The sequence below is a fragment of the Streptomyces sp. Tu 2975 genome (assembly GCF_009832925.1).
Lineage (GTDB): Bacteria > Actinomycetota > Actinomycetes > Streptomycetales > Streptomycetaceae > Streptomyces.
On record NZ_CP047140.1, the window covers coordinates 6,762,271 to 6,772,093 of the forward strand.

The following is a 9,823-nucleotide window of genomic DNA, read 5'->3' on the forward strand; positions in this document are numbered from 1 at the left end:
GGAGCCAATAGGGTCTACGGGCCCGCGGGCTGGATCACTGCCGGACTCGCGGTCATCGCGATCAACTGGCGGATCCACCCCGACTAGTGCGGGCAGGAGGTGCGCGTGGCCAGGACCCTCCTCGGCGCCCTCCTCAACCGCACCGCCACCAGCACCCCCGTACCCTTCGCCCCCCGCAGCGCCCGCTACGCCCTCGGCCACGCCGGCCGGCGCGACGCCGTCGCACAGATGGCCGCCATGGGCTCCGTCGGCACCCTCTTCTCCATCGTCAACCGCACATCGAACGCCACGTCGCAGGTTGACTGGAAGCTTTGGCGCAAGGCGAAGTCCGGCCGCGACGAGGACCGTGTCGAGGTCACCTCCCACGCCGCGCTCGACCTGTGGCAACGCCCCAACGCGTTCATGCCCCGGCAGGAGTTCGTCGAGGCGTTCCAACAGCACATCGACCTCACCGGCGAAGGCTGGTGGGTCATCGCCCGCCACGAGCGCTCCGACATTCCGCTGGAGATGTGGTACGTCCGCCCCGACCGGATCCGGCCCGTGCCCGACCCGGAGCACTTCCTCATCGGCTACATGTACACGTCGCCCGACGGCACCGAAGTCCCGCTCGAGCTGGACCAGGTCATTCAGCTGCGGATGCCCAACCCGCTCGACCCGTACCGCGGGATGGGCCCCGTCCAGTCGATCCTGTCCGACCTCGACGCGACGAAGTACAGCGCCGAATGGAACCGCAACTTTTTCCTCAACAGTGCGGAGCCGGGCGGCATCATCGAAGTCCCCGAGACGCTGTCCGACCCCGACTTCGACCAGCTGCGCACCCGCTGGAACGAGCAGCACCGCGGCGTCGCGAACGCCCACAGGGTCGCCATCCTCGAGCACGGCAAGTGGGTCGACCGGAAGTACACCCAGCGCGACATGCAGTTCGCCGAACTCCGCAGCGTGTCCCGGGACGTGATCCGCGAGGCGTTCGGCATACCCGCCTTCGCGCTCGGCGAGGTCGCCGACGTCAACCGCGCCACCGCCGAAGCGTCGAAAACCTGGTTCGCGGAGATGCTCACCGTGCCCCGCCTCGAGCGCATCAAAGCCGCCCTCAACCACGACCTCCTGCCCCTCTTCGGCACGACCGCGCAGGGCCTCGAGTTCGACTACTGCGACCCCGTCCCGCCGGACGTGGAGACCGAAGCGGCGCAGCTCACCGCCCGCGCCAACGCCGCCGCCGCGCTGCGCACAGCAGGCTGGGACGCGGACGACATCCTCTCCGCCGTAGGCCTCCCCGACATGCGCCACACTCCGCCCCCTGCCCCGTCGCCGGCCCCCGCCGCGCGGCAGCCGCAGAACTGGCTTCCGGCCGGCTCAACGCTCCTTGCCGCAGCGGACGACGATGCCGCGCTCGAGCAGATACGGCAGCAGTACACGACCGTCCTCGAGCAGTTGCTCGCCGAATGGGAAGGCATAGCCGACGAGCAGATCGACCAGCTCGCCGACGCCATCACCGCCGCGATCGACGACGACGACCTGCCCGCCCTGGCCAGCATCACCGCCCCCGCCGACCGCAGCACCAGCGTTCTCGCCGCCGCCCTCGCACAGATGGCCACCACCGCCGCCGAGCAGATGGCCGCCGAAGCCGCGGACCAGGGCGTCAACATCACCGTGCCCGCCGTGTCTTCGGCGCTCACCAACCGGGCCTGGGCGTTCGGTGACGAGCTCCTCGGCATCGCGCAGGCCACCGCGGCGATCCTCGCCGACGACCTCGCCCGCCAGGCCGCCATCGAAGCCATGCGCCAGTACGCGCCCGGCGCGGTCGGCCGCCGAATCGCCGACGGCGTGAAGACGAAACTCCGCGGCCTGAAGAACCGGTTCCGCCGCGACCAGCTCGGCGCCGCCGTCCACCGCGCGCAAAACGTGGGCCGCATCGCCGTCGTCGAAGCCACCCCGGCCGCCGTCTACACGGCGACGGAGAAGCTCGACGGCAACACCTGCCCGCCCTGCCGGGAGATCGACGGCACCGAATACACCGACCTCGCCACCATCCGCGCCCTGTACGCGGCCGGCGGCTACCAGCAATGCGAAGGCGGCAGCCGGTGCCGCGGCACGTTCACGGCCCGATGGGAGGCGTCGTCATGAGGCTGCGTCGAGCAGTAGCGGCAGGCGGAGCACGGGCATTGGGCCCGCTGCCCCACCGTCTGCTGACCAACAGTGTGTCGGCAGGAGCAGCGAGGGCTGCGCTGTCGGCCGGCGCCGGTGACGGGCGCCCGGGTGGGGAGGAGAGGGGGGTTCGCGGTGGGCGTCCGCGGGCCTCCCTCCAGCCCGGCCGTGACTGGTACCGCATCACGAACAACGCCGGGTCGGTCGTCGTCGACATCTTCGATGAGATCGGCTACTGGGGTGTGACCGCCGCGGACTTTCAGCGGGAGCTCGCCGCTGTCACGGCGGCCGACATCACGGTCAACCTGAACAGCCCGGGTGGGGAGATTTTCGAGGGCATCGCGATCTACAACGCGCTGCGCTCCCACCCCGCGAACATCACGATCCGCGTGGCGGGTCTGGCCGCGTCGATCGCCTCCGTCATCGCCCAGGCCGGCGACCGGGTCGTCATGCAGCCCCACTCACAGATGATGATCCACGACGGGTCGGGGCTCGCGATCGGCAACGCGCAGGACATGCGCGACATGGCCGACCTGCTGGACCGCCAGTCCAACAACATCGCCGCCGTGTACGCGGAGAGGGCGGGCGGCATCGTCGAGGAGTGGCGCGCCCGGATGCTCGCCGAAACCTGGTACTCCGCCGACGAGGCCGTCGCTGCCGGGCTTGCGGACGAGGTCGACGCCCCGGCACGACAGGCCGAGCCGGAGCCGAAGCTGCAGCCCGCCGCCAACTGGGACCTGTCGGTGTTCCGCCACGCCGGCCGCGAACACGCACCCGCGCCGGTCCTCAACACCGCGCCCACCGTCGAGGCACCGGCCGCAGAGACGCCCGTCCTCGAGGAGCAGCCCCCGGCGGCCGAACCCACCGCCGAGGTGGAGCCCGTCGTCGAGCCGAACACCCCCGAACCTGAGCCCGTCCCCGATCCGTGGGCCGGACTCACTGCACAACTCCTCACCACGCCGTCATGGGACGACGTGACCGCACGCCTTAGGGAGGCATCCAAGTGACCACCACGATCACCCGAGGGCAGCGAGCGCGTCTGTCCGCCATGGGCATCGACCCCACCCGCGTGGGCCGCACCTTCAACACGGCCACCTCGATCGAGCCGAAGAACGTCCCGGTCCCGAAGAACGCCGACGAGCTCGCCGAAATGCTCGGCGACCCCGGCCGCATCGCCCCGGTCCTCGCCAACAAGGACTCCCTCGCCTCCTTCATCGACGCCTACGCCAAGGCGCAGCAGGGCGACGGCACGGACATGCAGCGGCAGATCGACGAGGGCGTGCAGCGCGGCCTCGCCAACATGCTGCGCGAGAACGGGCAGGACGCCAGCCGCGACGGCATTAAGCGCCTCAACCTCGACCCGCAGACGCGACCGACGAACATGCTCACCAGCCACAAGCAGGCCACGGCGCACAACCCGAAGGCCCCTGGTGCCCGCCTCGACAACGAGTTCGCCAGCGCTGGGGAGTTCATCCACGCCGCGTGGCACCTGAACGCCAACGCCGACCTGCAGGCCAAGATGCACCGCCTGCGCAACGAGTACTCGTCCCTCGTCCCTTCGGACGGCGGGTTCCTCGTCCCGGAGGTGCTGCGCTCGCAGCTGCTGCAGATCGCGCTGGAGATGGCGGTCGTCCGCTCCCGGGCGACGGTCGTCCCGATGGAGTCGGCCCGAGTCCCCATGCCGATGATCGACTCCACGACCAACGCCGGGTCCGTGTACGGCGGCATGATCGCCTACTGGGGCGAAGAGTCCGCCGCGTTGCAGGACTCCTCAGCGAAGTTCGGGCGGATCACCCTCGACGCGCAGAAGCTCACCGGCCTCAGCGTCGTCCCGAACGAGCTGCTCCAGGACTCCATCGTGTCCTTCGCCGCCCTGGTGGAGACCCTCTGGCCGCAGGCCCTCGCGTTCTTCGAGGACAACGCCTTCATGTCCGGCTCCGGCGTCGGCGAGCCCCTCGGCTTCCTCGGCGCGGGCAACCCCGGCGGCGTCGCCGTCGCCAAGGAGTCCGGCCAGGCCGCGGACACCATCGTCGTCGAGAACGTCATCAAGATGTACAGCCGGATGCTCCCCGCGTCGCTCGCCCGCGGCGTGTGGATCTGCTCCCCCGAGGCCATCCCCGAGCTGTTCACCATGGCCCTCTCCGTCGGCACCGGCGGCGGCCCGGTCATGCTCACCAACGTCGCCGGCCCCGCGCCGGTGACCATCTTCGGACGGCCGCTCATCGTCTCCGAGAAGGCCGGCCGCCTCGGCGACCGGTCCGACCTCAGCTTCGTCGACCTGTCGTACTACCTCGTCGGCGACCGCCAGACCATGACCGCCTCGTCGTCCACCGACTGGAAGTTCGGCAACGACCAGACCGCGTTCCGGATCATCCAGCGCGTCGACGGCAAGCCGTGGCTGAAGTCCCCCATCACCCCCGCCAACGGCGGCCCGGCCCTCTCCCCGTTCGTGGAGATCGCCAACCGCGCCTGATCTAGCCGGCCCGGCCGGGCAGTAACGCCCCCGGCCGGGCTCGCTCCGAAACGGCATTCAACCCCCGTAAGGAAGGCAAGACCATGGACGGACTCGGAAGGGTCTTCAACACCATCCCCGTCGCCGACGGTGTCCTCGTCCCGCTCAAGGACGCCAGCGCCGTCAGCTTCATCTGCTACCTCGCCGCCGGTGACACGTTCACCGTGCAGGAGGCGCAGGACGCGGCAGGAACCGGCGCCGCCGACCTCGACGTCGTCGACCACTACTACACCTCCGACGGCGTCGGCGGCGTGTGGACCGAGCGGACGCAGACCGCGGACGCCGCAGTCACCATCGCCGGTACCGCGGGCCTGGACGCTGCGGTGTTCACGATCAACGCCTCGTCCCTGTCGGACGGCTTCACGCACGTCAAGTGCACCTCCACCAGCACGGGCACCGTCACTGCTGTCCTCCACGACCTCACGGTTCAGCGCGCGCCGCAGAACCTGCCGGCCCTGGTCTGAGAGGGGACTGACTGATGAGCACGATCATTCAGGGAAACCAGGTCCGGGCCATCGCGCTCGGCGTCAAGGTCGACCGGGCAACCGCTGCGCTGCCCGCATCGACGACCGGCGCACTGTTCACCGTCACCGGCGGGCGGGTCCTCGTGACCTCCATCGTCGGCCGGGTGACCACGTCGATCCAGGCGCAGGCCAACGCGATCAAGCTCGTGGCCACACCGTCCGGCTCCGGCGCGGTCAACGACCTGTCCGGCACCGTCGAGTCGAACGGGCTCGCCGCTGGCGGCCTGCTCGGCATCACCGGCCTCGCAGCCGACGCCATGGTCAAGTCCACCGGCGGCGGCGTGTCCAACCTGCGCAACCCCGTCGTCGTCGCGGCCGGAGCGATTGGCCTCAACACCGCGGCCACGAACACCGGCAGCGTCGAGTGGACGCTGACCTACGTTCCGCTGGACGACGGCGCGTCCGTGGCGGCGGCCTAGCCATGGCCGGCCGGGTGTGTGTGGAGTGCACCGCCGTCTACACGGCGGGCGCTCCGCGCTGCCCTCACTGCCAGGCGACCGCCTCTGTCGAACAGGGAGAACCCATGTCCCCGAAGATCACCCGCCACGGCGGGCCCAGTAACGCCGGTGTCGCGGCCCAACCCCCCGAGGCTGCGGCACCGGTCACGGACCTTCGCGGTGAGCACGGGCCTGAGCTCGTCCACTTGGAAGGGGGCGATGACGTATCGCCTGGGAGCAACTCCTCTCCATCATCCGAGAGGCATCCGACGAGCAGCGAGCCGAGCGAGACACCCCGCCCGCGGCGTGCCCGAACGACGGCGAGCCGCTCGAAGAAGGACCGGGCGGAGGGCTCCACTGCCCCTTCGACGGATACCGCTGGTCCCGCTAAGGCCTGACCACGACATCACCATCTGAGAGGAGGACGGCAGCATGACCGCGACCGGATACACCAGCACCACGGGCGACGCCCGCAAGGTCGACGTTGCAGGCGACACCATGACCGGCGAGCTTGTGCTGCCCGACTCCGCCCCCGACACGTCGCTCGCCGCAGCCTCGAAGGGCTACGTCGACGGCGCGGTCACCGCACACTCCGCCGCCACGGACCCACACGGCGACCGCGCATGGGCGGACGGAAAGTTCGCCACCATCATCGTCGTCACCGACCTCAGCACTGACGTGACCACGCTCGACGCGTTCGTCCAGGACTGCCTCACCCGCGTGGCCGCCATCGAAGGCGGCACCGCGTTCCTCTCCGGGCTCCAAGTGGCCGGGAACGCCCAGGTGTCGGGCGGCAACCTCACCGTCACCGACTTCACCAAGGGGTACAGGTTCCGCCGCGACGGCGGCGCACTGGACCTTGAAGCCACGGGCGCCGACCTCATCGTCAGCAACTGGAGTGGGACCGGCTTCAACGGGACGCAGCGCAGCTACGACCGCTACGCCGCGGACGCCCTGGCGGCACAGCACGCTGGGAAGCGCGAGTACGTCGCCGCCCTGTACGGCGCCGTCGTCCACACCATCGACCCCGACGCCAACCAGCTCGGTTTTCACGGCGAGACCCCGGTCTCCCGGCAGACCGTCACCGGTAGCCGAGCGGACGGCAGCGCGCTCGCCTCACTGCTCACCGCTCTCGACGCCCTCGGACTGATCACGGATGGGAGCACCGCATGACGACCGTGATCGCAGGCCAGGCCCTGCCGCTCCTCTCCCAGTGGCTCGACTTCGAAGGCGGCACCCTCACCGACCTCGACGCCACCCCCACCATCAGCGTCACCAACATCGGCACCGGCACGACCGCGCTCGCAGCCACCACCACAGGCGTCACCCACCCCGGCATCGGCTCCTACGGCTACACGTGGACTCCGTCCGCCGCCCTCGCGGCCGGCGCGTACCTCGTCGAGTGGGCCGGCCTGTCCGACGCTGCTCCGGTCACCGCGACAGAGACGGTCACCGTCATCGCGCCCGCGACCGCCGCGGCCACCAACACCAGCCCGGCCGGTGTCTGGTACGCCACCCGCGAAGACGTCAAGGGGGCGCTGGACTTCAAGGAAACCGCCCGGGTCAACCGGCAAGTGGACAGGGCGATCGAGGCCGCGTCGAGGGACGTCGAGAAGCTGTGCCACCGCACCTTCTACCCCGTCGCCGCCACCCGCTACTTCAACTGGCCCAACGCGCAGACCGCCCGACCGTGGCGCCTGTGGCTGGACCAGAACGAACTGATCTCCCTCACCACCCTCACCGCAGGCGGCGACACGATCGCAGACACAGACTTCTTCCTCGAGCCCAACCAGTACGGCCCCCCGTACAACCGGATCGAGATCGACCTCGACAGCAACGCAGCCTTCAGCAGCGGCGACACCCACCAGCGGAGCATCGCCATCACCGGCCTGTACGGCTACCGCGACGACGAGACCACCGTCGGGACGCTCGCCGAAGCTCTCGACGCCTCCGAGACCACGGTCGGCGTAGACGGCGACACGAGCGCAGAAGTCGGCGTCGGCAGCGTCCTCCGCGTCGACTCCGAACGGATGATCGTCACCGCACGGGCGATGCTCGACACCGGCCAGAACCTCGGCGGCGCAGGGCTCACGATCCAGAACAGCGCGGTCACCGTCACCGTCGCCGACGCATCAGGCTTCGCCGTCGACGAGGTCATCCTCATCGACGCCGAACGGATGCGGATCGAAGACATCGCAGGCAACAACCTCATTGTCAAGCGCGCCTGGGACGGCAGCACCATCGCCGCCCACACCGCCGGCGCCGACATCTACGCCCCGCGAACGCTCAGCGTCCGGCGCGCAGCCCTCGGCACCACGGCGGCCACCCACGCCAGCGGCACCAGCATTCAGCGCTGGAACCCGCCCGGCGACGTGCGCACCCTCGTCATTGGCCAGGCGATCAGCACCCTCACGAACGAGCAGGCCGGCTACTCCCGGGTCAAGCGGAGTGGCGAGAGCACAGGCGAACGGGCACGGGACACCAGCGCGCTCGCCTCGCTGCGCCAGGCCACCTACGACGCCGTGGGCCGCAAGGCCCGGATCCGGGGGGTCTGATGACTGGCTTCCAGGTCCGCGTCAACGCCACCCGCTCAGGTCCGTTCCGGGACGGCCGCTTCCAGCGCGCAGCCTCCCAGTACTCCGACGCCCTCAACTACGCCGTCGCTGAGCACGGCGAAAAGTTGGTCGACCGGCGCCTGAACCAGGTCTTGCGGACCCAGACCCCGTACTACCGGCTGCGGGTTACCGTCCGGCGGGCCCGCGGCGGGTACGAGGTGTGGGACCAGGGCGTCGTCTACGGCCCGTGGCTCGAGGGCACCGGCTCCCGCAACGCACCCGTCACCCGCTTCCGCGGCTACCAGACGTTCCGCCGCACAAAGCCCCTGGTCGACCGCGACGCGAACCGGATCGCGATGCAACTGCTCCAGCGCTACCAGGCAAGGGGGCTGCTCCGATGAGCCTGGCAACCAGAGACGTGCTCGACGCCGTCGTCACCCACGCTCTAAGCCTGGGTGTCTTCGAACAGGTCAACGCCCACGAACCGAAGAACCCGCCCAGCAGCGGACTCAACTGCGCTGTCTGGACCGACCGCATCGGGGGCCTGCGCTCCTCGGGCCTCAGCTCCTTGTCCGCCCGGCTTGTGTTCAGTGTGCGGGTCTTTCAGTCGATGCAGGCCGAGCCGGTCGACGATGTCGACGTGGCGCTCCTCGATGCGGTCGACGCCCTGTTCACCGCCTACGCAGGCGACTTCACACTCGGCGGCATCGTCCGCAACGTCGACCTCATGGGCTCCGACGGCAGCGGCCTCGACGCAATCTTCGGCTACATCACCGTCGACGGCATCGAGTACAGGGTCGCCACGATCACCTTGCCGCTACTCATCAATGACGTGTGGACGGAGGCCTCCTGATGGCCAAGCAGAGTGGCCTCGGCGACAACCTGTACGTGGCGGGATACGACCTGTCCGGCGACATCGGCGCCCTCGGCAACATCGGCGGCGGCCCCGCACCCTTGGACTTCACCGCTATCAACAAGTCCGCCATGGAACGCAAAGGCGGCGTGAGGGACGGGCGGCTGCAGTTCACCAGCTTCTTCAACCCCGCCGCCGCGCAGGCTCACCCACGGCTCTCTTCCCTGCCCACCGGCGACGTCATTCTCTCCTACTTCCGGGGCACGGCGGCCGGCGGGCAGTCGGCGAACCTGGTCGCGAAGCAGGCCAACTACGACGGCACCCGCGGCGACGACGGGGCGTTCACGTTCGCGGTCGAGGCGCTCGCCAACGGGTACGGCGTCGAATGGGGCACGTCGATGACGGCCGGGAAGCGGACGGACACGACCGCCACCAACGGATCCTCCGTCGACTTCGGCGCCGGCTCCACCGACTTCGGACTGCAGGCCTACCTCCACGTCTTCGCCTTCACCGGCACCAGCGTCACGGTGAAGCTCCAGGAGTCCAGCGACGACGCAGCAGCAGACGCCTGGGCCGACGTCACCGGCGGCGGCTTCACCGCCGCGACAGGCATCACGAGCCAGCGGATCGCCACCGCCGCAGACCAGACCGTCGAACGCTACCTCCGCGTCGTCACGACCGGCACGTTCACCGAGGCCGTGTTCGCGCTGTCCGTCATCCGCAACGAAGTCGCCACCACCTTCTGAGAGGAGGAGCCTTGAGACCGATCAACCGCATCGACCCCCTGCACCCGGTGC

The 9,823-nt window shown here is 69.8% G+C and carries 10 protein-coding genes; all 10 read left to right on the plus strand.

Features of this window, described 5'->3' with window-relative positions:
- The first annotated feature begins 105 nt into the window (after positions 1-105).
- The 10 genes from GLX30_RS30260 to GLX30_RS30305 all read left to right on the plus strand — a co-directional run bounded on the left by GLX30_RS30260 (position 106) and on the right by GLX30_RS30305 (position 9,772).
- Positions 106-2,124, plus strand: a complete 2,019-nt coding sequence (locus GLX30_RS30260) for a phage portal protein (RefSeq protein ID WP_159694138.1) — start codon at positions 106-108, stop codon at positions 2,122-2,124.
- A complete protein-coding gene (locus tag GLX30_RS30265) occupies positions 2,121-3,152 on the plus strand; it encodes a head maturation protease, ClpP-related (RefSeq protein ID WP_159694139.1) in 1,032 nt (343 codons plus the stop codon). The genes GLX30_RS30260 and GLX30_RS30265 overlap by 4 nt, the downstream gene beginning before the upstream one ends.
- Positions 3,149-4,618 (plus strand): phage major capsid protein, encoded by a 1,470-nt coding sequence (locus tag GLX30_RS30270; protein WP_159694140.1) that lies wholly within the window; start codon positions 3,149-3,151, stop codon positions 4,616-4,618. The genes GLX30_RS30265 and GLX30_RS30270 overlap by 4 nt, the downstream gene beginning before the upstream one ends.
- 83 nt (positions 4,619-4,701) lie before the next feature.
- Positions 4,702-5,121: a hypothetical protein gene (locus tag GLX30_RS30275; protein ID WP_159694141.1), complete on the plus strand. Its 420-nt coding sequence runs from the start codon at positions 4,702-4,704 to the stop codon at positions 5,119-5,121.
- A 14-nt stretch (positions 5,122-5,135) separates the two neighbouring features.
- Positions 5,136-5,600 (plus strand): hypothetical protein, encoded by a 465-nt coding sequence (locus GLX30_RS30280; RefSeq protein WP_159694142.1) that lies wholly within the window; start codon positions 5,136-5,138, stop codon positions 5,598-5,600.
- 450 nt (positions 5,601-6,050) lie between these two features.
- On the plus strand, positions 6,051-6,791 hold the full coding sequence (locus GLX30_RS30285) for a hypothetical protein (protein WP_159694143.1): 741 nt from the start codon (positions 6,051-6,053) through the stop codon (positions 6,789-6,791).
- Positions 6,788-8,173, plus strand: a complete 1,386-nt coding sequence (locus tag GLX30_RS35965) for a hypothetical protein (protein ID WP_159694144.1) — start codon at positions 6,788-6,790, stop codon at positions 8,171-8,173. Before GLX30_RS30285 ends, GLX30_RS35965 begins: the two co-directional genes overlap by 4 nt.
- Complete coding sequence (locus GLX30_RS30295; protein ID WP_159694145.1) at positions 8,173-8,574, plus strand: hypothetical protein; 402 nt, start codon at positions 8,173-8,175, stop codon at positions 8,572-8,574. Before GLX30_RS35965 ends, GLX30_RS30295 begins: the two co-directional genes overlap by 1 nt.
- Positions 8,571-9,026 carry a hypothetical protein gene (locus tag GLX30_RS30300; RefSeq protein WP_159694146.1) on the plus strand — a complete coding sequence of 152 codons (456 nt, stop codon included), beginning with the start codon at positions 8,571-8,573 and terminating at the stop codon, positions 9,024-9,026. The genes GLX30_RS30295 and GLX30_RS30300 overlap by 4 nt, the downstream gene beginning before the upstream one ends.
- Positions 9,026-9,772 (plus strand): hypothetical protein, encoded by a 747-nt coding sequence (locus GLX30_RS30305; RefSeq protein ID WP_159694147.1) that lies wholly within the window; start codon positions 9,026-9,028, stop codon positions 9,770-9,772. The genes GLX30_RS30300 and GLX30_RS30305 overlap by 1 nt, the downstream gene beginning before the upstream one ends.
- Positions 9,773-9,823: the final 51 nt, after the last annotated feature.

Excerpts from the sequence above, each read along its gene's own strand:
- GLX30_RS30265 (WP_159694139.1), top strand. The coding sequence starts at position 2,121 with ATGAGGCTGCGTCGAGCAGTAGCGGCAGGCGGAGCACGGGCATTGGGC.
- GLX30_RS30275 (WP_159694141.1), top strand. The coding sequence starts at position 4,702 with ATGGACGGACTCGGAAGGGTCTTCAACACCATCCCCGTCGCCGACGGT.
- GLX30_RS30280 (WP_159694142.1), top strand. The coding sequence starts at position 5,136 with ATGAGCACGATCATTCAGGGAAACCAGGTCCGGGCCATCGCGCTCGGC.
- GLX30_RS30285 (WP_159694143.1), top strand. The coding sequence starts at position 6,051 with ATGACCGCGACCGGATACACCAGCACCACGGGCGACGCCCGCAAGGTC.
- GLX30_RS35965 (WP_159694144.1), top strand. The coding sequence starts at position 6,788 with ATGACGACCGTGATCGCAGGCCAGGCCCTGCCGCTCCTCTCCCAGTGG.
- GLX30_RS30295 (WP_159694145.1), top strand. The coding sequence starts at position 8,173 with ATGACTGGCTTCCAGGTCCGCGTCAACGCCACCCGCTCAGGTCCGTTC.
- GLX30_RS30300 (WP_159694146.1), top strand. The coding sequence starts at position 8,571 with ATGAGCCTGGCAACCAGAGACGTGCTCGACGCCGTCGTCACCCACGCT.
- GLX30_RS30305 (WP_159694147.1), top strand. The coding sequence starts at position 9,026 with ATGGCCAAGCAGAGTGGCCTCGGCGACAACCTGTACGTGGCGGGATAC.